General features: G+C 71.5%; 17 protein-coding genes and 1 tRNA gene. 9 read left to right on the plus strand and 9 right to left on the minus strand.

Going from position 1 to position 23,584, the window contains the following annotated elements; translation table 11 throughout:
- Positions 1-37: 37 nt before the first annotated feature.
- Together cydD and ABZ454_RS01920 are read left to right on the plus strand one after the other, a co-directional pair.
- On the plus strand, positions 38-3,589 hold the full coding sequence (gene cydD, locus ABZ454_RS01915) for a thiol reductant ABC exporter subunit CydD (RefSeq protein ID WP_359535637.1): 3,552 nt from the start codon (positions 38-40) through the stop codon (positions 3,587-3,589).
- A gap of 61 nt (positions 3,590-3,650) precedes the next feature.
- Positions 3,651-5,456, plus strand: coding sequence for a GAF domain-containing protein (locus tag ABZ454_RS01920; protein ID WP_359535638.1), 1,806 nt, complete (start codon positions 3,651-3,653; stop codon positions 5,454-5,456).
- A 90-nt stretch (positions 5,457-5,546) separates the two neighbouring features.
- Here the strand turns inward: ABZ454_RS01920 and ABZ454_RS01925 are convergent, their stop codons facing one another.
- Entirely contained in the window at positions 5,547-6,413 is an 867-nt protein-coding gene (locus tag ABZ454_RS01925; protein ID WP_359535639.1) for an HAD hydrolase family protein, read from the minus strand.
- 261 nt (positions 6,414-6,674) lie between these two features.
- Between ABZ454_RS01925 and ABZ454_RS01930 the strand changes: the two genes are divergently transcribed.
- Positions 6,675-7,637 carry an LLM class flavin-dependent oxidoreductase gene (locus ABZ454_RS01930; protein WP_359535640.1) on the plus strand — a complete coding sequence of 321 codons (963 nt, stop codon included), beginning with the start codon at positions 6,675-6,677 and terminating at the stop codon, positions 7,635-7,637.
- A 55-nt stretch (positions 7,638-7,692) separates the two neighbouring features.
- Here ABZ454_RS01930 and ABZ454_RS01935 read toward each other — a convergent pair whose 3' ends face one another.
- From ABZ454_RS01935 to ABZ454_RS01945, 3 genes are all read right to left on the minus strand, one after another.
- A complete protein-coding gene (locus ABZ454_RS01935) occupies positions 7,693-8,235 on the minus strand; it encodes an RNA 2'-phosphotransferase (protein ID WP_359535641.1) in 543 nt (180 codons plus the stop codon).
- Positions 8,236-8,405: 170 nt separating this feature from the next.
- Positions 8,406-9,368, minus strand: coding sequence for a MerR family transcriptional regulator (locus tag ABZ454_RS01940; RefSeq protein WP_359535642.1), 963 nt, complete (start codon positions 9,366-9,368; stop codon positions 8,406-8,408).
- Positions 9,365-11,137: an SDR family oxidoreductase gene (locus ABZ454_RS01945; protein ID WP_359535743.1), complete on the minus strand. Its 1,773-nt coding sequence runs from the start codon at positions 11,135-11,137 to the stop codon at positions 9,365-9,367. The genes ABZ454_RS01940 and ABZ454_RS01945 overlap by 4 nt, the downstream gene beginning before the upstream one ends.
- Before the next feature lie 245 nt (positions 11,138-11,382).
- Here ABZ454_RS01945 and ABZ454_RS01950 point away from each other — a divergent pair, with 245 nt between their 5' ends.
- From ABZ454_RS01950 to ABZ454_RS01975, 6 genes are all read left to right on the plus strand, one after another.
- Positions 11,383-12,417 (plus strand): ABC transporter ATP-binding protein, encoded by a 1,035-nt coding sequence (locus ABZ454_RS01950; RefSeq protein ID WP_359535643.1) that lies wholly within the window; start codon positions 11,383-11,385, stop codon positions 12,415-12,417.
- Positions 12,407-13,315, plus strand: a complete 909-nt coding sequence (locus ABZ454_RS01955) for an ABC transporter permease (protein ID WP_359535644.1) — start codon at positions 12,407-12,409, stop codon at positions 13,313-13,315. Before ABZ454_RS01950 ends, ABZ454_RS01955 begins: the two co-directional genes overlap by 11 nt.
- Positions 13,312-14,223 carry an ABC transporter ATP-binding protein gene (locus ABZ454_RS01960; protein ID WP_356320735.1) on the plus strand — a complete coding sequence of 304 codons (912 nt, stop codon included), beginning with the start codon at positions 13,312-13,314 and terminating at the stop codon, positions 14,221-14,223. Before ABZ454_RS01955 ends, ABZ454_RS01960 begins: the two co-directional genes overlap by 4 nt.
- Positions 14,224-14,251: 28 nt before the next feature.
- Positions 14,252-14,971, plus strand: a complete 720-nt coding sequence (locus ABZ454_RS01965) for an ABC transporter permease (protein WP_356320737.1) — start codon at positions 14,252-14,254, stop codon at positions 14,969-14,971.
- 285 nt (positions 14,972-15,256) lie between these two features.
- Positions 15,257-15,952: a hypothetical protein gene (locus ABZ454_RS01970; protein WP_356320829.1), complete on the plus strand. Its 696-nt coding sequence runs from the start codon at positions 15,257-15,259 to the stop codon at positions 15,950-15,952.
- Between the two features lie 270 nt (positions 15,953-16,222).
- A tRNA-Ser gene (locus tag ABZ454_RS01975) sits at positions 16,223-16,310 on the plus strand.
- A 57-nt stretch (positions 16,311-16,367) separates the two neighbouring features.
- Here the strand turns inward: ABZ454_RS01975 and ABZ454_RS01980 are convergent.
- The 5 genes from ABZ454_RS01980 to ABZ454_RS02000 all read right to left on the minus strand — a co-directional run bounded on the left by ABZ454_RS01980 (position 16,368) and on the right by ABZ454_RS02000 (position 23,575).
- Positions 16,368-17,165, minus strand: coding sequence for an HAD family hydrolase (locus ABZ454_RS01980; RefSeq protein ID WP_359535645.1), 798 nt, complete (start codon positions 17,163-17,165; stop codon positions 16,368-16,370).
- Positions 17,162-18,451 carry a serine--tRNA ligase gene (gene serS, locus ABZ454_RS01985; RefSeq protein WP_356320740.1) on the minus strand — a complete coding sequence of 430 codons (1,290 nt, stop codon included), beginning with the start codon at positions 18,449-18,451 and terminating at the stop codon, positions 17,162-17,164. Before serS ends, ABZ454_RS01980 begins: the two co-directional genes overlap by 4 nt.
- Positions 18,452-19,086: 635 nt before the next feature.
- Positions 19,087-20,022, minus strand: coding sequence for a prephenate dehydratase (pheA, locus tag ABZ454_RS01990; protein WP_356320742.1), 936 nt, complete (start codon positions 20,020-20,022; stop codon positions 19,087-19,089).
- Between the two features lie 267 nt (positions 20,023-20,289).
- Positions 20,290-21,525: an iron uptake transporter deferrochelatase/peroxidase subunit gene (efeB, locus tag ABZ454_RS01995; protein WP_359535744.1), complete on the minus strand. Its 1,236-nt coding sequence runs from the start codon at positions 21,523-21,525 to the stop codon at positions 20,290-20,292.
- Between the two features lie 106 nt (positions 21,526-21,631).
- Positions 21,632-23,575 carry a copper resistance protein CopC gene (locus ABZ454_RS02000; RefSeq protein ID WP_359535646.1) on the minus strand — a complete coding sequence of 648 codons (1,944 nt, stop codon included), beginning with the start codon at positions 23,573-23,575 and terminating at the stop codon, positions 21,632-21,634.
- Positions 23,576-23,584 lie beyond the last annotated feature (9 nt).

A 23,584-nucleotide genomic window follows, 5' to 3' on the forward strand; every position in this document is an offset into this window, starting at 1 on the left:
GTGCCTTGACCGAGCCGAGCCCTGTGGGGTGTTTCACGTGAAACCGATCGATCCGCGTCTGCTCCGCCACGCTCGTGCCACCCGCTTCTTCCTGGTGGCGGTGGTGGTGCTCGGGCTGGCCGGAGCGGCGCTGGTCATCGCTCAGGCCATGCTGGTCGCCGAGGTGGTGGTGGGAGGCTTCGAGGACGGCCTCACCGGCACGGGCCTGCATACGCCGCTCCTCCTGCTCGCCGCGGTCGCACTCGGCCGGGCCCTGGTCTCCTGGCTCACCGAGCTGGCCGCCTACCGGGCCGGTGCGGCCGTCAAGTCCGAACTGCGCGGGCGCCTTCTCGCCCGGGCGGCGGAGCTGGGCCCGGACTGGCTGAGCGGGCAGCGCACCGGCTCCCTGGTGGCGCTCGCCACGCGGGGGATCGACGCGCTCGACGACTACTTCGCGCGCTACCTCCCGCAGCTCGGACTCGCGGTGGTGGTGCCGGTGGCCGTACTGGCCAGGGTCGTCACCGAGGACTGGATCTCGGCGGCGATCATCGTCGTCACGCTGCCGCTCATCCCGCTCTTCATGATTCTGATCGGCTGGGCCACCCAGTCGCGGATGGACCGGCAGTGGCGGCTGCTCTCCCGGCTCTCCGGGCACTTCCTCGACGTGGTCGCGGGCCTGCCGACGCTCAAGGTCTTCGGCCGGGCCAAGGCCCAGGCGGAGTCCATCCGCACCATCACCTCGCAGTACCGGCAGGCCACTCTGCGGACGCTGCGGATCGCCTTCCTGTCGTCCTTCGCCCTGGAGCTCCTGGCCACGCTGTCGGTGGCGCTCGTCGCCGTCACCATCGGCATGCGACTCGTGCACGGTGATCTCGACCTCTACACCGGTCTCGTGGTGCTGATCCTCGCGCCCGAGGCCTATCTGCCGATCCGGCAGGTAGGGGCGCAGTACCACGCGGCGGCCGAGGGACTCTCGGCCGCCGAGGAGATCTTCGCCGTCCTGGAGACCGAGCCGCGCACGGGCGGTACGCGGGAGGTTCCCGGCTCGCTGCGGCTGGAACTGGACGGAGTGACCGTCCGGCACGCCGGACGCACCGCCCCCTCGCTCGCGGCGGCCTCGCTGGTGGTGGACGAAGGGGAGACCGTCGCGCTGGTCGGCCCGAGCGGCGTCGGAAAGTCCACGCTGCTGAACGTGGTGCTGGGGTTCGTGGCACCCGACGAGGGCCGGGTACGGGTCGGCGGGACCGATCTGGCCGCCCTCTCCCCCGAGCGCTGGCGCGAGCGGATCGCCTGGGTGCCGCAGCACCCGCACCTCTTCGCGGGAACGATCGCGGAGAACGTCCGGCTGGCCAGGCCCGGGGCGGACGACAGCGCGGTGACGGCCGCGCTGCGCGAGGCCGGGGCGCACGACTTCGTGAGCGCGTTGCCGGACGGCGCCCGCACGCTCCTCGGCGAGGACGGCGCGGGGCTCTCCGCCGGACAGCGCCAGCGGCTCGCGCTCGCCCGGGCGTTCCTCGCCGACCGGCCGGTGCTGCTGCTCGACGAGCCGACCGCGAGCCTGGACGGGGAGACGGAGGCGGGCATCGTCGAGGCCGTGAGGCGACTGGCGGTCGGCCGGACCGTGCTGCTGGTCGTCCACCGCCCGGCGCTTCTGGCTGTCGCGGACCGGGTGGTGACACTGTCGCCGGCCGAGGCGGCTGCCGGGGCGGACGGGACGGCTGTCGGGGCGGACGGACAGGAGCGGGTGCCTGACGCGGTGTCGGGCGGTGCGCCCGGGGCGGAGCCGGCCGTAACGGCTGCGGCACCCCGTGAACCCGGGGTGCCGCGGGATACGGCGGCGTCGGCCGGGCACGTGCTCGCCCGGGTGAGGGAGACCGCCGGTGCGCAGCGCGGCAGGCTGCTGCTGGCTCTGCTGCTGGGAAGCCTCGCACTGGGCTCGTCCGTCGGCCTCATGGCCGTCTCCGGCTGGCTGATCTCGCGTGCTTCCGAACAGCCCCCTGTGCTCTACCTGATGGTGGCGGTGACGGCGACCCGCGCGTTCGGGCTCGGGCGGGCGGTGTTCCGCTACGCCGAGCGCCTCGTCTCGCACGACGCCGTGCTCCGGATGCTCGCGGAGCTCCGCGTCGGCGTCTACCGGAGCCTGGAGCGGATCGCGCCCGCGGGCCTGCGCAGGACCCGGCGCGGGGACCTGCTCTCACGACTCGTCGCCGATGTGGACGCCCTGCAGGACTACTGGCTGCGGTGGCTGCTGCCCGCCGCGACCGCGGTCGTCGTCGGTGCGGGAGCCGCCGGATTCACCTTCTGGCTGCTGCCGGAGGCGGGGCTCGTGCTGGCCGCCGGACTGTTGCTGGCCGGGGTCGGGGTCCCGCTCGTCAGCGGAGCCTGTGCCCGGCACGCGGAGCGCCGCCTGGCGCCCGCGCGGGCCGATCTGGCCACCCGGATCACCGACCTGCTCGGCGGGACCGCCGAACTCACCGTCGCGGGGGCGCTCCCGGCACGCCTGACCCGGACCCGGGAGGCCGACGGAGCACTGACCCGGATCGCCGCCCGGGCGGCGACCGCCACCGCGCTCGGCGGTGGTCTGAGCGCCCTGATCGCCGGCCTCACCGTGGTCGCGGCCGCCCTCGTCGCCCTTCCGGCTGTGGCCGAGGGCCGGCTGGCCGGGGTGGAACTCGCCGTCGTCGTCCTCACCCCGCTGGCCGCCTTCGAAGCCGTGACCGGTCTGCCGCTCGCCGTCCAGTACCGGCAGCGGGTCGAGCGGAGCGCGGAGCGGGTGTTCGAGGTGCTGGACGCACCGGTGCCGGTGCGGGAGCCGGCCGTCCCGGCCGAGGCTCCCGCGTCGCCCTTCCCGCTGGAGGTGCGCGGCCTGTCCGCCCGTTACGCGGGGGCCGGGCACGATGCGCTGGACTCCGTCGACCTCACGCTGGAGGCGGGCCGGCGCATCGCGGTGGTGGGCCCGTCCGGTTCCGGGAAGACCACGCTGGCCCAGGTCCTGCTCCGTTTCCTCGACGCCCGGTCGGGGACGTACCGGATCGGCGGGGTGGCAGCGTCCGCGCTGGACGGGGACACGGTCCGGCGGTTCGTCGGCCTGTGCGCCCAGGACGCCCACATCTTCGACAGTTCCATCCGGGAGAACCTGCGGCTGGCCCGTACCGGCGCGACGGAGGCGGAACTGCGCGACGCCCTCGGCAGGGCCCGGCTGCTCGACTGGGCGCAGGCGCTGCCGGACGGCCTGGACACCCTCGTCGGCGAGCACGGCGCCCGGCTCTCCGGCGGTCAGCGCCAGCGGCTCGCCCTGGCCCGGGCGCTGCTCGCGGACTTCCCGGTGCTGGTCCTGGACGAGCCGGCCGAGCACCTCGACCTGCCGACGGCCGACGCCCTGACCGGGGACCTGCTGGCGGCCACGGAGGGGCGGACGACGGTGCTGATCACCCACCGGCTCGAAGGACTGGACGCCGTCGACGAGGTGGTGGTGCTGGAGGCAGGCGCTGTCGTGCAGCGCGGCCCCTACGAGGCTCTCGCGTCGGTGGACGGCCCGCTGCGGCGGATGCTGGAGCGCGAACGGGAGACCGTGGCCGATCCGCGCGCGAGGGCGGGCACGCCCGCGTAGCGACCCGTACGGCCACCGGCCTCGACTTTCCCCTACAAAAGGGACTAACTACGCTCTGGGTATGCCAGAGCAGGATCCGAACCATCCGGAGCGTGCGAAGGACCGGCACCATCCGGAAGAACCGCTGAAGCGACAGGACTCCCTGAAGCCGACGGGCTCACCGAACCCGAGGGGGCCGACGGACTCGCTCGACGCCGCGACGGAGGCGACCCGCAGTCTGCAGGGCCTGTCCACCGAACTCACCGCACGCGTACCACGGCTGCTGGAGGCCATGCGGTCGGTGGGCACGGGCCTCGAACTCCACTCCACGCTCGACCGGATCTGCGAAACGGCGGCGCAGCTGGCCCACTCCCGCTACGCGGCCATCGGTGTCGTGGACGAGGAGGGCAAGGGCCTGTCCGACTTCGTCACGTACGGAGCCTCCGAGGCGGTGGCGCGCAGGATCGGGCGCCGGCCGGACGGGCACAGGGGCCTGCTCGGCGCACTCATCCACGACCCGCGCCCCCTGCGGCTGGCCGACCTGACCTCCGACCCGAGGTTCGCCGGCTTCCCGCCGGGCCACCCGCCCATGCGCACGTTTCTCGGGGTGCCCATCAAGGTCCAGGGCGAGATCTTCGGCAACCTCTATCTGGCGGAGAAGGCCGGCGGCGGCGAGTTCGACGACTACGACCTGCACATGGTCCGCGTGCTGGCCACCGAGGCCGGCATCGCCATCGGCAACGCGCGGCTGTACGAGGCGGCCAGGCAGCGCGAGCGGTGGATCGACGGCTCGGTGGCCGTGACCACCGCCCTGCTGTCGGGCGGGGACGCCGACGACGCGCTCTCCGTCGTCGCCGAACAGGCCCGCCGTCTCGCCGGCTCCGCGGCCGGCATCGTGCTGTTGCCCTCCGCGGACGGGGGGCTGGAGATCGTCGCCGTCTCCGCGGACGACCCGTCCGCCTCGCTCGGAGTGATCATTCCGGCGCACAGCCCGGTGATGGCCCGGCTGCTGAACGGCGAGGCGGTGTTCATCGACGACTCGGCCACCGACTCCCGCATGGTCACCAGGCTGGCGGACCGGTTCGGCCCCAGCATGATGCTCCCGCTCCACAGCGGGGGCCGGTTGCTCGGCGCGCTCGCCACACCGCGTGCCAAGGGCGGCCGGCCGTTCACGGAGACGGAGCGGACCCTCGCCGGCCAGTTCGCCTCGCAGGCGGCCCTGGCGCTCATGATGGCCGAGGCGCAGCGCGACCGGGAGCGGCTCGCGGTCTACGAGGACCGGGACCGCATCGCCCGTGACCTGCACGACCTGGTCATCCAGCGGCTGTTCGCCACCGGGATGCTGTTGGAGAGCGCGCAGCGCCGGTCGGACGTGCCGGAGGTGCAGAGCGGGGTGGGCAGGGCGGTGGACGAACTGGACGTGACCATCCAGGAGATCCGTACCGCGATCTTCGCTCTGCAACAGGAACCGGCCGAGGCGCCCTCCGGTCTGCGCACCCGTGTGCTGCGCGAGATCAACATGGCGGCCGTCCCGCTGGGCTTCAAACCGTCCCACCGCTTCCTCGGGCCGGTCGACTCCCTGGTCGGTGAGCTGACCGGCAAGAATCTGATCGCGGCTCTGCGGGAGGCGCTGTCCAACGCTTTCCGGCACGCCGGCGCGGCACGGATCGACGTGGTCGTCGACGCGACCGCCACCCTGCCCGACGGGCGGGACGCGGTGCGGCTCTCGGTCGCCGACGACGGGGTCGGCATCCCGGCCGGCGGGCGGCGCAGCGGGCTGCGGAACCTGGCCCGCCGGGCGGAAGCGCTCGGCGGAGCCAGTTGGTTCGGGCCCGGCATCGGTGAGGGAGGGGCCGGTACGACGGTGGTGTGGCAGGCGCCGCTCTGAGCGTCCGGCACCGGTGAGGGAGGGGCCGGTACGACGGTGCTGTGGCAGGCGCCGCTCTGAGCGTCCGGCACCGGGCGGGGAGCGGTGCTCTCAGTTCCCCACGCGGAGGCCGGCGCGTTCGGCGACGATCCGCTCGATGACGACCGCGACGCCGTCCTCGTTGTTGGTGACCGTCCGGCCGGAGGCGGCCGCCAGAGCGGCGGGGTGTGCGTTGCCCATCGCGTACGACGTGCCCGCCCAGCTCAGCATCTCCACGTCATTCGGCATGTCGCCGAAGGCGACGACCTCCGTGGACGAGATGCCGCGTTCGGCGCAGCAGAGCGCCAGCGTGCTGGCCTTGGAGACGCCGGGCCCGCTGACCTCCAGGAGGGCGGTGGGGCTGGACCGGGTGAACGACGCCCGGTCCCCGGCCACCTCGCGCGCCAGGGCGAGGAACGCGTCCGGGGCCAGTTCGCCGTGGTGGGCCAGGAGCTTCAGCACGGGAGCGCCGGCGCCCGGCGTCTCCTCGTGGAGCAGCTTCTCGGCGACGGCCACCGTGGCGCCCGGGTCCAGATGGAAGGGCGGGTAGGCCGGCTCGTAGTGGATGCCGGTGGCCAGTTCGACGGCGAACGACGTGCCGGGGGCGGCAGCGCGCAGCGTGTGTACGACGTCGAGGGCCGTCGACCGCTCCAGGGCCCGCACCTTCAGCAGCCTGCCGTCGGCGTGCAGGTCGGCTACGGCGGCGCCGTTGGCGCAGATCGCCAGGCCGTGGCCGTGCACGTGGTCGCTGACGACACCCATCCAGCGGGCGGGGCGGCCGGTGACGAAGAAGACCTCGATCCCGGCCTCCTCGGCAGCCGCGAGCGCCGCGACCGTGCGGTCCGAGACGGTCTTGTCGTCGCGCAGCAGGGTGCCGTCCAGGTCGGTGGCGATCAGCCGGGGAGCGGCAGGAACGGGCTGTTCGGTAGCTGAGGTCACCTGGCCATTGTCCCGTACGGGGGTGCACGGGCGTGCGCAGGGGCGCACATCTGAGTGGGCAAGCCCCTGAGCTGGGGAACATTCCTGTGGCATATGTCGGCGGTTTCCAGCCGACGCACGCCCAAGCCGACGACACCCGACGTCCGACGAAACCCGACGTCCGACGCCATCCGACGACACCCGAGGACGCACGGCGACCGCCCTGTCGGCCGGCTGGGCGGAAAAGGTGGGGCCGGCCGGACCACCCGTAAACTCTGGGCCATGAGCACCCCTCTGCGCCTCAGCACCGTCATCCTGCCCGTCCGCCGTTGGCACGAGGGTGGGCGGGCGCAGTGGGAGCGCGCCGAGGAGCTCGGCCTGCACGCCGCGTACACCTATGACCACCTGGCCTGGCGGGCTTTCCGCGACCAGCCGTGGTTCGGCGCCCTCCCCACCCTGACGGCGGCGGCCTGCGCCACCTCGCGTCTACGGCTGGGGACGCTCGTGACCTCGCCGAACTTCCGGCACCCGGTCACCCTGGCCAAGGAACTGATCTCGCTCGACGACATCTCGGGCGGCCGCGTCACGCTGGGCATCGGGGCCGGTGGCAACGGTTTCGACGCGACGACGCTCCTGCGGGGCGACGAGCAGCCGTGGACCCCGCGCGAGCGGGCGGACCGGTTCGGCGAATTCGTGCCGCTGCTGGACGGGCTGCTCCGCGAGCCGGCCGGCCTGACGTCCGAGGGTGAGTTCTACGCGGCGACCGAGGCGCGGAACGTGCCGGGCTGCGTGCAGCTGCCGCGGCTGCCGTTCGCCGTCGCCGCGACGGGGCCGCGGGGGCTCAGGCTGGCCGCACAGTACGGTCAGGCGTGGGTGACCACGGGGGATCCGAAGCTGTACGAGTCAGGCAGCGCGGCGGAATCGGTCGACGCCGTCCGTGCTCAGATGGCCGGACTGGGCAGGGCCTGTGCCGAGAGCGGCAGGGACGTGGCCGAGCTCGACAAGATCCTTCTGACCGGCTTCACGCCGGAGTTCAACCCGGACCCGACCGGGGGCCGGGGCGGTCCGTTCGCTTCCGTGGACGCGTTCGTGGACTTCGCGGGCAGCTATGCAGAGCTCGGATTCACCGAGATCGTGATCCACGCTCCGGTGCCCGACGGCAGCCCCGCGTTCCCCGCCGCGGTGCCGGACGAGAAGCGCTACGCACAGATCGTGACCGAGGGCCTGGCCCAGCTCGTGGGCTGAGCGCCGGCGGTGTGGCAGCGCCCTGCCGGGTAGGGCCGGCAGGGGGATCGCCGTGTCAGCCGGGCAGGCGCAGGAATTGCGGGGGTACGGCGGCGGTGAGCCAGACCCCGTTGGCGCTGACGTGGAAGACGTGTCCCGCCCGGTGCATGGCGCCCGCGTCCACGGAGAGGACGACGGGACGGCCGCGACGGGCCCCGACGCGGGTCGCCGTCTCACGATCGGGTGAGAGGTGGACGTGCGTCCGGTTCATCGGACGCAGCCCTTCACCGCGGATCGCGTCCAGGGACCTGCCCACGGTGCCGTGATAGAGGAAGGCGGGCGGTTCTGCCGGGGGGAGGTCCAGGTCCACGTCGACGGTGTGTCCCTGGCTCGCCCGGATGCGGTCGCCCTCGACGGCGAAGCGCTGCTTGTCGTTGGAGGCGACGACGTGGTCGAGCTCGGCGCGGGTGAGCGGAAAGTGGTGGCGGGTGAGGGCTCGCAACAACTCGTCGATCGCCACCCAGCCGTGGGCGTCCAGCGTGAGACCGATCCGTTCGGGCTGATGCCGGAGATGCTTCGAGAGGTATTTGGACACCTTGACGGTGCGTCTTTCGTCCATCCCGACAGCCTGCCCGTGGCACCCTCTCCCGCGCATCGGAATTTGGTGCGCCCGGGCTCAGCGGTCGTGTGCGTCCACATGTTTGATCCACAGCCAACTCATGTTATCCACAGGCTACTTGGCTGATCTGTGGATAAGTCGCCGCCCGTATGGACTATTTGAGCAAATGGCTAGGTAATGACGTGAGATGACGTGATGGCATTCAATGTCCGTGTCTGTACCTCGCGTTCGGCGGCAGCCGCGATGAAGGCCTCGACGTTGTCGCGCCCAACAAGGTTTTCCACAGCGCTGATCGTCCCGACCGGCAGCGTGACCGGCAGAGCGGTCGGCACCGGCACGTGCGGGGTCGGCCGGGAGGGGGGCGGCCCGTCGGCGGCCAGGTGCTGTGTCAGCTGGCGTGTGGCGAACGTCCGCATGGCCCGGGCCAGTTCGGCGTCCACCGTCTGCTGCGCCAGTGGGCGGAGCCGGCGGACCATCGACGCCGCACCGGCCGCGTCGGCGTCGGTCGGGGGGCGATGGCCGAGATAGCGGGCGAAGACATGCTCCGTCGTGAACTCCAGGAAGCGCGCGGCTATGCGCTCGACCTGTCCGCGAAGTTCCCGCAGGTGGCCGGAGATCGCGCTCAACGGGACGCCGGCCGCGTGCAACTCGGCGGCCACCGCGAGCTCTTGTGGGCTGGGAACCAGGAACTCGTCGTCCCGTCCCGGGATTCGTTCGAGTATGCCCAGCTCCACCGCCTCGGCGACCGCCTCGTCGTCGGGACGACCGCCGAACTTCGCTGCCAGCTCCGCGCGGGTGACGCGAGCGGCCCGCTCATCCGTCCACGGCCCGTGCACCTCGGCGACGAGCCCCAGCACCCCGCCGAGCCCGCGGCCGGTGTCCCAGGCCTCCAGCAACTCCTTGATGCTGGCCAGGGTGTAGCCCCGGCCGAGCAGGTCCGCTATCTGCCGAAGCCGGGCGAGATGGGCGTCCCGGTACACATTGGCCCGGCCCCGACGCTCCGGGGCCGGCAGCAGTCCGCGGTCCTGATAGGCGCGGATGGTGCGGACCGTGGCACCGCTGGCGTGCGCGAGGTCCTCGATCCGGTACTCGGCGGCCGCCCCGCCGGCCACCGGCGGTCCGGCGGCGTTCACAGCGGCGGCTTCAGCCGGGCGATCCCGCGCAGCGCTCCGGGACCCATCCGGGACAGGAACCGGGCGGCGTGGGACTCCGGCGTCACCGGAACGACGGCCTGGTTGCGCACGACCGCCCTGAGGACCGCCTGGGCGACCTTCTCCGGCGGATAGCCGCGCATCCCGTACAGCCTGCTCGTACGCGCTCTCAGCCGCTGTTCCTCCGCCGCGTCCGCCCCGGCGAAGCGCGCGGTCGAGGTGATGTTCGTGTTGACGATGCCGGGGCAGACCGCGCTGACCCCGATCGACTTCTCGGCGAGCTCGGCGCGCAGGCACTCGCTGAGCATCAGGACGGCGGCCTTCGTCGTGCTGTACGCGGGCATCGCACGGGACGGCTGATACGCCGCCGCTGAGGCCATGTTGACGATGTGGCCGCCCTGGCCGCGGTCGGCCATCTGCGAGCCGAAGAGCCGGCAGCCGTGGATGACGCCCCACAGGTTGACGTCGAGGACGCGTCTCCATTCGTCGGTGGTCGTCTCCAGGAACGAACCGGCGATGCCGATACCCGCGTTGTTCACCAGCACGTCGACGATGCCGTATGCGGCGGCGACCTTCTCGGCGAGCTTCTCCATGGCCTGCTCGTCGCTGACATCGACGGTCTCCGCCCAGGCGGACGGGGCGCCGGCCAGCCGGGCGAGTTCCGCCGTCCTGCTCGCCCCCTCCGCGTCCCGGTCCACAACCACCACGCGCGCGCCGGCCTCGGCGAACGCGAGGGCCGTGGCCCGCCCGATCCCGCCGGCCGCACCCGTCACCAGGACGAGCTGTCCGCCGAACCGGTCCGCGTAGGCCCCTTTCGGCGCGGTGTCCCGTACCGGAGCACCGCCGTGCGCCGCGGCCTCGTTGGCAGCGGCGAAGTCGCTGATCCAGGAGGCCAGTTGGTCCGGCCGGGTGCGCGGGACCCAGTGCTTGGCGGGCAACGAGCGCCGCGTCAACTGCGGGACCCAGGCCTCCAAGTCCTCGAAGAGCTGTTCCGAGAGGAAGGCGTCACCGGTCGGGGTGATCAGCTGGACCGGTACGTGCGCGAACGCGTCGGCACGCGGTCTGCGCAGCCGGGCGCGGACGTTGTCCCGGTAGAGCCAGGCGCCGTGCGCCGCGTCGTCGGGCAGGGACGGCGTCGGGTAGTCACCCGGAGGGACCTTCTCCAGCCGCTCCAGGATGCGCGGCCACCGTTTGCCGAGCGGGCCGCGCCAGGCGAGCTCCGGCAGCACCGGGGTGTGCAGCATGTACACGTACCAGGACTTGGCGCCCTGGCCGAGCAACTGGCCGACCCGGCGCGGGGTGGGCCGGGACATCCGCTGCTTGATCCAGTGCCCGAAGTGGTCCAGCGACGGGCCGGACATCGAGGTGAAGGAGGCGATCCGGCCCTCGGTGCGGCTGACCGTGGCGAACTCCCAGGCCTGCACCGAACCCCAGTCGTGCCCCACCACGTGCACCGGCCGGTCCGGGCTCACCGCGTCGGCGACGGCCAGGAAGTCGTCGGTGAGCTTCTCCAGCGTGAACCCGCCGCGCAGCGGTAGGGGCGCCGTCGACCTGCCGTGACCGCGTACGTCGTACAGCACGACGTGCCACTCCTCGGCGAGCCGCCCGGCGACCTGGGTCCAGACCTCCTTGCTGTCCGGATAGCCGTGCACCAGCACGATCGTCGGCCGCGCCGTGTCGCCCAGTTCGACGACGCACAGCTCGATGCCGCCCGTCGGCACCCGGCGCTCGCGCGCTCCCGGCAGATTCAGCAGACTCACGCCGCCACCCCCTCCGTAACCTGACACTGATGAATGTGACAATGTCCGGCGGCTCCGTCAAGAGGGGCTGCCGGGCCTGTGGACAACCTCGCGGCCGGCCGCCCGCCGGACACGCCGTGCCGTCTCGCGGTCCTCCTCCGTGGGGTCCCCCTACGGGTCCGTACATCTGGAGGTTGACGGAAATCCAGCCGTCAGGTCTGACGACCGGTGTGGTCCGCGCCACTACCGTCGATGACGTGACTGTCATTGCGACCGAAAGCCTGAGCAAGCGGTTCCCCCGGGTGACCGCGCTTGACCGGCTCTCCTTGGACATCGGCCCGGGTGTGACCGGGCTGGTGGGCGCCAACGGAGCCGGCAAGTCCACGTTGATCAAGATCCTGCTGGGTCTGTCCCCCGCGACCGAGGGCCGGGCCGCGGTGCTCGGGCTCGACGTGTCGACCAGCGGCGCCGCCATCCGGGAACGGGTGGGGTACATGCCCGAGCACGACTGCCTGCCGCCCGACGTCTCGGCCACCGAGTTCGTCGTCCACATGGCGCGGATGTCCGGACTGCCGCCGACCGCCGCCCGCGAACGCACCGCGGACACGCTGCGGCACGTCGGCCTGTACGAGGAGCGCTACCGGCCCATCGGCGGCTACTCGACCGGCATGAAGCAGCGGGTGAAGCTGGCCCAGGCGCTGGTCCACGACCCGCAGCTGGTCCTCCTCGACGAGCCGACCAACGGACTGGACCCGGTCGGCCGTGACGAGATGCTCGGTCTGATCCGGCGCATCCACACCGACTTCGGCATCTCGGTCCTCGTCACCTCGCACCTCCTGGGCGAGCTCGAACGCACCTGCGACCACGTCGTCGTCATCGACGGCGGATCGTTGCTGCGGTCCAGCTCCACCAGCGATTTCACCCAGACCACCACGACCCTCGCGGTCGAGGTCACCGACAGCGACGCCCACCCCGACGGGACCGACGCCCTGCGCAAGGCCCTCACCGCGGGGGGGATCACTCTGGTGGGGCTCGACGGGCTCGACGCCGAGGGCCTGCCCGGAGCGGGCCACATCCTGCTGATCGAGGCGACCGGCGAGGAGACGTACGACCTCGTCCGCGACAGCGTCGCCGGCCTCGGCCTCGGCCTCGTACGGATGGAACAGCGCCGCCACCACATCGCCGAGGTCTTCCGTACCGAAGAGGCACCGGCAGCGCACCCCGAGGCGCGGACCGCGCCCGTGGCCGCCGGGGCCGTACAGCAGAAGGGGAGCGGTCGCGATGAGCACTGAGACCGGCGCCGCGACCGGGAGCGAGACCTCCCGGATCCACAACATCGGCTACCGCGCCTACGACGGCCCGCGTCTCGGCCGCGCCTACGCCCGCCGCTCGCTCTACTCGCAGTCCCTGCGCGGTTCCTTCGGCCTCGGCCGCTCGGCCAAGTCCAAGGTGCTGCCCATGCTGCTGTTCGGCGTGATGTGCCTGGTCGCGGCGATCATCGTGGCGGTGGCCATCAACATCCCCAACTCTACGAAGCTGCCGATCGAGTACACCTCGTACGCGGTCTATCTCCAGGCGGTCATCGGACTGTTCCTGGCCTCCCAGGCACCGCAGTCGGTCTCCAGGGACCTCCGGTTCAAGAGCATCCCGCTCTACTTCTCCCGGCCGATCGAGCGGGGCGACTACGTCCTCGCGAAGTTCGCGGCCATGGTCTCCGCGCTCTTCATCCTCACCGGCGCGCCGCTCGTGATCCTGTACGTGGGCGCGCTGCTGGGGAAGTTCGACTTCGCCGACCAGACCAAGTGGTTCGCCCAGGGGATGGTCTCGGTGGCCCTGCTGTCCGTGCTCTTCGCCGGTCTCGGCCTCGTGATGGCCGCACTCACCCCCCGGCGCGGCTTCGGTGTCGCCGCGGTGATCGCCGTGCTGACGATCACGTACGGCGCGGTCAGCACGCTCCAGGGCATCGCCTGGTCCACCGGGTCCGGCGGCGCCGTGCCGTGGCTCGGGCTCTTCTCCCCGATCACGCTCATCGACGGTGTGCAGACCGCCTTCCTCGGAGCCACGTCCGCCTTCCCCGGAGGGGAAGGCCCTGGGGCCGGTGCCGGCGTGGTCTATCTGATCGTTGTTCTCGCGCTCGTCGCCGGCTCGTACGCCGTACTGATGCGCCGCTACCGGAGGGTCGGGCTGTGACCACCATCGAGATCGACCACACGTCCCGCTGGTTCGGAAACGTGGTCGCCGTCAACGACGTGAGCATGACCGTGGGCCCGGGGGTGACCGGTCTGCTCGGCCCCAACGGCGCCGGCAAGTCCACGCTGATCAACATGATGGCCGGATTCCTCGCCCCCTCGACGGGCACGGTCGCGCTCGACGGCAAGCCGATCTGGCGCAACGAGGCCGTGTACCGGCAGATCGGCATCGTGCCGGAGCGGGAGGGTATGTACGACTTCCTCACCGGCCGCGAGTTCGTGGTGGCCAACGCCGAACTGCACGGACTCGGCGATGCCGAGGCGGCCGCCGCGCTGAGCACGGTCCAGATGGAGTACGCCCAGGACCGCAAGATCTCCACGTACAGCAAGGGCATGCGCCAGCGCGTGAAGATGGCGTCCGCGCTGGTCCACGACCCGTCCGTGCTGCTGCTCGACGAGCCGTTCAACGGGATGGACCCGCGCCAGCGGATGCAGCTCATGGAACTGCTGCGACGGATGGGGGCGGAGGGCCGCACGGTTCTCTTCTCCTCCCACATCCTCGAAGAGGTCGAGCAGCTCGCCTCCCACATCGAGGTGATCGTGGCCGGGCGGCACGCCGCGTCCGGTGACTTCCGTAAGATCCGCCGGCTGATGACGGACCGGCCGCACCGCTATCTCGTGCGGTCCAGTGACGACCGCGCCCTCGCCGCCGCGCTCATCGCCGACCCGTCGACGGCCGGGATCGAGGTCGACCTCGGCGAGAACGCCCTGCGCATCCAGGCCGTCGACTTCGGCCGTTTCACCACGCTGCTGCCGAAGGTGGCACGTGAACAGGGCATTCGCCTTCTGACCGTTTCGCCGTCCGACGAGTCCCTCGAATCGGTCTTTTCCTATCTCGTAGCGGCCTGAGTAGTGGCCTGAAAGGAGCTGTGACGTCATGTACGACCCCACAGTCGCCCGGCTCACCTACCGGGCCCTGCTCGGCCGACGCCGGGCCGCCATCCTCTTCGTCCTGCCCGCGCTCCTGATCGTCATCGCGGTGGCGGTACGGATGTTCGCCGGGGCGGACGACCAGGTGGCCTCCGACGTGCTGGGCGGCTTCGCCATCGCCACCATGGTGCCGCTGATCGGTGTGATCGCCGGCACGGGAGCCATCGGCCCCGAGATCGACGACGGATCGATCGTCTACCTGCTGGCCAAGCCGGTGACGCGGCCGACGATCATCTTCACCAAGTTGATCGTGGCGATCGCGGTGACGATGGCCTTCTCGGCGGTGCCGACGCTGATCGCCGGTCTGATCCTCAACGGCAACGGTCAGCAGATCGCGGTGGCGTACACGATCGCGGCGCTGGTCGCCTCGATCGCGTACAGCGCGCTGTTCCTGTTGCTGGGCACGGTCAGCCGGCACGCGGTGGTCCTCGGACTCGTCTACGCGCTGGTGTGGGAGGCCCTCTTCGGCAGCCTGGTACCGGGTGCGCGCACGCTCAGCGTGCAGCAGTGGTCCTTGGCGCTGGCGGAGAAGGTCGGCGGGGGTGGTGCGATCACCTCCGATGTCGGACTGCCGCTCGCGACGGTGCTGCTGGCCGCGGTCACCGTGGTGGCGACCTGGTACGCCGGTCAGAAGCTGCGGACGCTGAAGCTCGCCGGCGAGGAGTGAGGAAGCGCTCCGCCGTCATGCGACAACCCCCGCCCACTGGACGGGGGTTGTCGCATTTCGTACGGTCACACGCGTAACTGTACGGTTATCGGTTCGTTGTCCACTCTGCGTGGAGGCAACTGGAATCTGTGGCGTCGTAGCTTTCGTGAAATACGCATAGCCGATGCGGCGGGGCATTACCCCGTCGGTCGGTCCTCGAGTGAGTGGCAACCGTGAGCGTCCTCCGCCCCTGAGGCCCGGGGAGAGGGCTGTCCGCTCCAGCTCTCACGATCGGAAGGCATGCTCATGCCCACGGAAGTCGCCTTGCTCGAATCACGCGCGTTGCGTGTCGAACAGATGGGGCGCGTCGACGCCCTGGACAAGGTGAAGAGCCTTGTCATGCTCCCGGACGGACTTCACGTCCGCACCGAGGACGTGGCGCGGTACTTCGAAGTATCCACAGGCGCTGTCAGGAGGCTGACCGACCGGCACCAGGATGAGCTCACGCAGAATGGGATGCGCGTGCTCCGAGGCTCTGACCTGCGAAGGTTCCATAGCGACATGCTGTCGCTATGGGGTGGTGAAGCCGCCGAAAGTTATCCACAGGCGGCGACTCAGCTCCGCCTCTACACCCGCCGAACCGTCCTCAACGTCGCGATGCTTCTTCGCGACAGCGACATCGCCCGCTGCGTCCGTACGTACCTCCTCGACGCCGAGCAGGACCTGCGTGCGGGATACGCCTCGCTCGAACACCGCGTCACCCGGGTCGAAAGCTGCCTCGCCGGCGTCGGCAGCGCCCTGCAGGAACTCGGGCCGGTCCTCAACCGGATGTCGCACCGCCTCGACAGCCTCGATCGCAGGATGGAGCTCACGCATCAGGTGGTCGGTGCCATGAGCGTGCGGCTGGGCGGTGTGTCCGACGACATCGTCCGGCTCGACGGGCGCATGGACGAGCTCGCGCGCAACCTGAAGGACCTGAGCCGCCGCAACAAGAACCGCTGACGAAGGCCTGGTGTCCGGTGCCGCCCGTAAATGAGTGGCACCGGACATCAGGGGCGCGGCACAGTAGCGGTACGGCACCCGCCGGGAACGGCACGAGCGGCACCACAGACCGGGAGAGGAGCGCGGCGATGACCGAGAGTCCGAGTCCGTCGAGCTCCCAGCAGGGCGTGTCCGAGCCGGCACCGGAGTAGTCAGCGACTGCTCCGCCGCGCCGCTCCGAGCACCACGCCCGGGCGGCCGTTCCCGCGCATCGCGCGCGGCCGCCCTCCCGGAGGATTGGCCGAGTGGTAAGGCAGCGGCTTGCTAAGCCGTCGTCGGGGCCGAAAACCCCGCGCGCGTTCGATCCGCGCATCCTCCGCCGCAGACCCGCAGACCCGCAGACCCGCAGACCCGCAGGCCCGCAGGCCCCTGACGTCTAGAGCAACTGCTCCAGCACCACGGCGATCCCGTCGTCCTCGTTCGACGCGGTGATCTCCTGGGCGACGGCCTTCAGATCCTCGTGCGCGTTGGCCATGGCCACGCCGTGACGTGCCCAGGCGAACATCGGGATGTCGTTCGGCATGTCACCGAAGGCGATGGTGTCGGCCGCCTTCACGCCCAGCCGACGCGCGGCCAACGAGAGGCCGGTGGCCTTGCTGAGCCCCAGCGGCAGGATCTCCACCACGCCCGGACCCGCCATGACCACGTCCACCAGATTGCCGACGGCCGCCCGCGCGGCCTTCGCCAGCTCGTCGTCGTCCAGGTCGGGGTGCTGTATGTAGACCTTGTTCAGCGGGGCGGACCACAACTCCGCCGGGTCCTGGAGGGGGATGGCCGGAAGCGGTCCCTCCTGGACGCGGTAGCCGGGGCCGACCAGCACCTCCCCGTCGAGCCCGTCGCGGCTCGCGGCCAGCGCCAGCGGTCCGACCTCGGCCTCGACCTTGGAGAGCGCGAGACCGGCCAGCTGCCGGTCCAGGGTCAGCGACGTCAGCAGCTTGTGCTCGCCCGCGTGGTAGACCTGCGCACCCTGGCCGCAGACCGCGAGGCCGTCATAGCCCAGGTCGTCCAGGATGTGCCGGGTCCACGGGACGGCGCGGCCGGTGACGATGATGTGCGCCGCACCGGCCGCGGTGACCGCGGCCAGCGCCTCGCGCGTGCGCCCGGAGACCGTGTCGTCGTCACGCAGCAGCGTGCCGTCGAGGTCGGTCGCCACGAGCTTGTACGGGAACGTCACTTGGCGACCGGCTCCAGCAGTTCGCGCCCGCCCAGGTACGGACGGAGCACCTCGGGCACCCGTACCGAACCGTCCGCGAGCTGGTGGTTCTCCAGGATGGCCACGATCGTGCGCGGTACGGCGCACAGCGTGCCGTTCAGCGTGGCCAGCGGCTGCAGGACCTTCTTGCCGTCGCGGTTGTCCCGCATCCGGACGGACAGCCGGCGTGCCTGGAAGCCGTCGCAGTTGGACGCGGAGGTCAGCTCGCGGTACTTGCCCTGGGTCGGGATCCACGCCTCGCAGTCGAACTTCCTGGAGGCCGAGGCGCCCAGGTCACCGGTGGCGACGTCGATCACCTGGAAGGGAAGCCCAAGGGCGGTGAGCCACTGCTTCTCCCAGTCCAGGAGCCGCTGGTGCTCGGCCTCGGCGTCCGCCGGGTCGACGTACGAGAACATCTCGACCTTGTCGAACTGGTGGACCCGGAAGATGCCACGGGTGTCCTTGCCGTACGTACCCGCCTCCCGGCGGAAGCACGGCGAGAAGCCCGCGTAGCGCAGGGGCAGCTTGTCCGCGTCGATGATCTCGTCCATGTGGTACGCGGCGAGGGGTACCTCGGAGGTGCCGACCAGGTAGTAGTCGTCCTTCTCCAGGTGGTAGACGTTCTCCGCGGCCTGGCCGAGGAAGCCGGTGCCCTCCATGGCGCGCGGGCGGACCAGCGCGGGGGTGAGCATCGGGATGAAGCCCGCTTCGGTGGCCTGCGCGATCGCCGCGTTGACGAGGGCGAGTTCCAGCAGCGCGCCGACGCCCGTCAGGTAGTAGAACCGCGACCCGGACACCTTGGCGCCGCGCTCCATGTCGATCGCGCCGAGCGCCTCGCCGAGCTCCAGGTGGTCCTTGGGCTCGAAGCCCTCGGCGCCGAAGTCGCGGATGGTGCCGTGCGTCTCGAGGACGACGAAGTCCTCCTCGCCGCCGACCGGCACATCCGTGTGGACGATGTTGCCGAGCCGCAGCAGCAGGCTCCTGGTTTCCTCGTCGGCCTCGTTCTGCGCCGCGTCGGCCGCCTTGACGTCGGCCTTGAGCTGCTCGGCCTTCTTCAGGAGGTCGGCGCGCTCCTCCGGGGAGGCCTTGGGGATGAGCTTGCCGAGCGACTTCTGCTCGGAACGGAGCTCGTCGAACCGGACCCCGGACGACCTGCGCCGTTCGTCGGCGGAGAGAAGAGCGTCGACGAGGGCGACGTCCTCTCCACGGGCGCGCTGGGAGGCGCGAACACGGTCGGGGTCCTCACGAAGCAGGCGAAGGTCAATCACCCCTCCAGGCTACCGGTGTCGGCTTCGGGAGTTCGAACCGATATGGCTAAGCGTGTCACTTTGCCCGAATTGCCGGTATTGGTAATGCTGGGGATGGAATCCGCGGGCGACGTGGGGTGGCGACGTCAGGAAAGATGCCCTATTCCCCTAAATGGGGCAGAAGGATGGTCCGCCTTGACGTACGGGCCTTGCGTGGAGGGGGAGTTGGTCGCCGCTTGTCCACAGGAATGTGCAGTCCGCCAAAGTTATCCACAGGCTGTGAGGAAGGTCTGTGGACGCGGAGGAGATCATTCCGAAAGCCGCATGCCGACTCGTGGATTCACTGCTCAAACCCCCTTCACACGCTCGTTCGGGTGGGAATTGCTCGCCCTAAAGAGTTGATCAATGGAATTGAGCTGACAACAGGCGACCCGACGCCCTGTGGACCGGTCTGAGCGGGGTGGGCAGATTTGTCGACCATGTCGCGTTGCGGTGTCGACTTGTCCCCAGGTCGGGGCATGTCCCTGTGGATAACTTTTCCTAGGTGGACCATCGGCTGATCACACCGGCCGTACGGGCAGGCGCCCTGCCTGAGGGCGGAGGATGACCGCCTGCCCCGGCCGGAGGCGGCCTGAGTCATGGTGCGGTCCGAGCCCTCAGGCCCGGCCGTCCTGATTCCGGGCCAGCCAGTCGGAGGCCTCGGTGAACGCCGCGTCCGACGTGCCCGCACGCAGGGGCCGCACCTCGGCCGGCGTCACACCGGCACGCGGATAGGAGCCGAGGAACCGCACCTTCGGGCAGATCCGCTTCAGCCCCATCAGCGCCTCGCCGACCCGGCGGTCGGAGATGTGCCCTTCGGCGTCCACCGCGAAGCAGTAGTTGCCGATCCCCTCACCCGTCGGCCGGGACTGGATCAGCATCAGGTTCACCCCGCGCACCATGAACTCCTGGAGCAGTTCGAGCAGTGCGCCGGGGTGGTCGTCCCCGAGCCAGATGACGACGGAGGTCTTGTCGGCCCCGGTCGGCGCCGCCGGCCGGGCCGGTCGGCCCACGAGCACGAAGCGGGTCTGGGCGTTCTCCGCGTCGTGGATCTCGGTCACCAGCGGTTCGAGCCCGTAGGTCGCCGCCGCGAACTCCCCGGCGAAGGCGGCGTCGTAGCGTCCCTCCTGCACGAGCCGGGCCCCGTCCGCGTTGGACGCCGCCGACTCCCAGACGGCCTCGGGGAGATGAGCCGCCATCCAGTTGCGCACCTGCGGCTGCGCGGCCGGGTGTGCGGTGACCGTCTTGACGTCGGACAGCGCCGTGCCGGGACGCACGAGCAGCGCGAAGGTGATGGAGAGCAGCACTTCGCGGTAGATCATCAGCGGTTCACCGCTGGTCAGCTGGTCGAGCGTGGTGGTGATGCCGCCCTCGACGGAGTTCTCGATCGGGACGAGCGCAGCGGCGGCCGTGCCGGCCCGCACCGCGTCCAGTGCCGCCGGCACCGAGACCATCGGGACGAGTTCGCGGGTGGCGGCTTCCGGGAGCGTACGGAGGGCGACCTCGGTGAAGGTGCCCTCGGGGCCGAGATAGGCGTAGCGCGTGGCGGACATACCGTCACCCTAGTGCGCCCGAGTGGTACGGCCCCCGGTCCCCGACCGCCTTCCCTCGGCGGTACAGCCCCGGTCCCGGCCGGCCTGCCCGGTCCCCGACCGCCTTCCCTCGGCGGTACAGCCCCGGTCCCGGCCGGCCTGCCCGGGCCGGTACAGCCCGCCCTCAGTCCCGACCGGCCTGCTCCGGCGGCTCAGGCCTTCGGGTCACCGACCGCCCCGGCGACGCACGCCTCCAGGAGCCGCTGAGTCGCCGACCGCCCCGGCGGCTCAGGCCTCCAGGAGCCGCTGCCCCACGTACTCCCCGTCCGCCGCCCCGCCCGGTACCGCGAACAGTCCGCTCGCCTCGTGGCGGAGGAACGGCGACAGGGCGTCGCCCCGGTCGAGCTTGCGCTGTACGGGGACGAAGCCGCGCAGCGGATCGGCCTGCCAGCAGATGAACAGCAGCCCGGCGTCCGGGGTGCCGTCCGAGGACATGCCGTCGTGGTACGAGAACGGGCGCCGCAGCATGGCGGCGCCGCCGTTGCGTTCCGGGGAGGAGATGCGGGCGTGCGCGTTGTCGGGGATCAGCAGCTTGCCGTCCGGCCCCGCCTTGTCGAGGTCCATCGCGGTCGTCTCGGTGCCGCCGCTGAGCGGGGCGCCGTCCGCCTTGCGACGGCCGATCACTCGCTCCTGCCGTTTCACCGGGAGCTTCTCCCAGTCGTCGAGCAGCATCCTGATCCGTCGGACGACCGCGTACGAGCCGCCCGCCAGCCAGTCGTACGCGGCGTCGTCGCCACGTGCCGCGACGAACACGCGCTGGTCGAAGTCGCTGTCGGCCGGCTGCGGGTTACCGGTGCCGTCGATCTGGCCCATGAGGTTGCGGGCGGTCATCGGCCTCGCGGTGGCGCCGGGGGTGCGGTTGAAGCCGTCCATCTGCCAGCGCACGGTGGCCGCCGCGGCGGCCTCCTTCTGTACGGCCCGCAGCGCGTGGAAGGCGACGAGCGCGTCGTCGGCGCCGATCTGCACCCAGAGGTCACCGTCGGACCGGCCGGCGTCGAGGTGATCGGCGGAGAAGGGTGGCAGCGGGTCGAGCCCGGGCGGACGGTGGCCGGTCAGGCCCGTCCGTTCGAAGAAGGTGGCGCCGAAGCCGAAGGTGACGGTCAGCGAGGACGGGCCGGCGTCCAGCGCGATGCCGGTGTCGTGCGCCGTGCCGCCGTTGAGGGGTTCACCGGCCATCAGCCGCTGGGCCGCGGCCGACCAGCGCCGCATCAGGGCCGCCGCCTCCTTGCGACCGGCCCCGGGAGCCAGGTCGAAAGCGACGAGGTGACCGCGGGCCTGAAGCGGAGTGGTGATCCCCGGTTGATGTTTCCCGTGAAACATCACCTCGGTGGAACCGACCGAGGTCAGCGCCGCAGGCGCGTCGTCCTGGGACGCGGCATAGCCGGTGGCGCCGCCGGCCGCCCCGAGGACGAGGCCGGTGGCGCCGGCCGCCCCCGCGGTGCCGAGCAGCCGCCGCCGGGAGATCGAGCCGGCCGCAGGTGCGCCGGCACCGCCGCCGGCCCGTTCGTTGCTGCCGCCCGGGTTGCCCGGGGCGCCTGTGCTGGTGGTGTTGTTTCCGCTCACGTCCTGCTCAGCCGATCTTCACGTTCTTGTCGACCGTGGTCTGGTCGATGTCCGAGGTCCGCACGGTGACCGCGACGTTCCAGTCGCCGGCGATCGGGATCTGGATTCCGGTGGAGGTCCAATGACCCTCGGTCAGCCGGACGGGGAGAGCGGGCAGGGGCCCGATGTCCTTGGACTTGAGAGTGAAGGCCAGCTTCACCTCGGGGACGTCCATGGCCTTCCCGTCGATGCCGTCGATCCAGAGGTGCACCACGTTGGCTCCGGTGTGCCCGGGGTCCAGGTCCATGCGGACCGTGCCCGCGCCGTTCTTGCCGCCGGTGTCGAAGGGCAGGGTGAGGGTGACGGGGCCGTCAGCCACCGGTGCGGCTGCCGGTGGCGTCGACCGCGCCGCCTCCTCCTCGGTACGGCCGGGCTCGGTCGAGGTCAGGATGGTGGTGACCGCCAGCAGCGCCACAGCGACCCCGACTTCGGCCAGCACCGAGCGGCGCAGGCCGGACCGGTCGGGGTCGGCGTCACGTATCCGCTTCCTCTCCAAGGTGGCCACGGCGGCTTGCTGGCGCGCGAGCTGGGCGGCTCGCGCGGGGTCCTCGGGGGCGGCGGCTTCCGTGTCGGCGCCCGCCGCGGCGTCGGTGCCGGGTGTGCCGCTCGCGGTGGGCGCCTGGGCGTCCCCTCCCGCCGCCAGCCGGGCCGTCCACCGGCGTGAGATCCCGGCGACCCCGACGAGGACGGCGACGAGCCCCACCTTCACGAGCAGCAGCTGTCCGTACCCGGTGCCGGTCAGCGCGGACCAGGAGCCGACCTGGCGCCAGGACTGGTAGATCCCGGTCGCGGTGAGCACGAGCACGCTGCCGAACGCGATCCGGGAGAAGCGCCGTACCGCGGCGGCGGTGATGTCAGGGGTGCGGTACAGCGCGGTCAGCAGCGCGGCGAGCCCGCCCAGCCAGGCCGCGACGGCCAGCAGGTGGAGGACGTCGACCGGCGTCGCGATGCCCGGCTGGATCCCGGTCGACGCGTGCTCGGCGAGGGCCCAGGTACCGGCGATCCCGGCGGCGACGACCGTGCCTCCGATGGCGAGCCCGAACGTGAGGTCCTTCTTCTCGCGTTCGTCCTCGCGCTTGGCGTACGCCCCGAACAGCACCGCGATGAACAGCGCACTGGCGCCGAGCAGCAGCAGCCGTGAGACGAGCGCGGCTCCGGGCTTGGTGTCCAGGACCGCCTTCAGGCCGTCGAGGTCGAAGGCGTCGCCGAGTTTCCCGGAACCGGTGTAGGGGCTGCGCAGCAACAGCATCACGAGCGTGGCGGCGGTCAGGGTCATCCAGCCGCGGACGACGAGGCGTTGGAGCGGTCGGGCGCCCGCCCCACGCTGCCAGCAGGCCAGCACGAACGCCGCGCCGCCCACGAGCACGATGAAGCCGGCGTACGCGGCGTAGCGGGCGATGCCGTAGAGCGTGCCGACCAGGCCGCCGCCCGCCTCGTCGTCAGGGAGGGCGACGGTGGTCTCGGAGGGCGCGCCGATGGAGAAGGTGAAGGCTCCGGAGACGGGATGGCTGTCGGCGGAGACGGCTTGCCAGGCGACGGTGTACGTACCGTCCGGCAGCCCGGTGTGCAGGGAGACGCCGTACTTCACGGTGGATCCGCTGTGCAGGTCGCGCGGGGCTTCCTCGGTGTCCGCGCGCTTCCCGGCGGGGTCCAGGACCCGGATGGATCCCTCGCCCATGGCGACCTGCTCGGAGAAGGTGAGCGTGACTGCCTGGGGCGCGGCGGCGACCACCGCCCCGTCCTGCGGATCGCTCCCGGTGAGCGCCGCGTGCGCCGACGCGGGGCCCGCGACGGCCAGCAGCAGACCGAACACCAGGCCGGTCAGAGCGGCGAGGAGTCCGGCGGCGGCGAGCGGCCGGCGCGGGGCGGATGCGGACCGGGAGGGCCCGGAGGGCGGGGCGGTGGCTGTCATGGCGGGTCA

It is taken from the genome of Streptomyces sp. NPDC005803 (assembly GCF_040630435.1).
Taxonomy (GTDB): Bacteria; Actinomycetota; Actinomycetes; order Streptomycetales; family Streptomycetaceae; genus Streptomyces.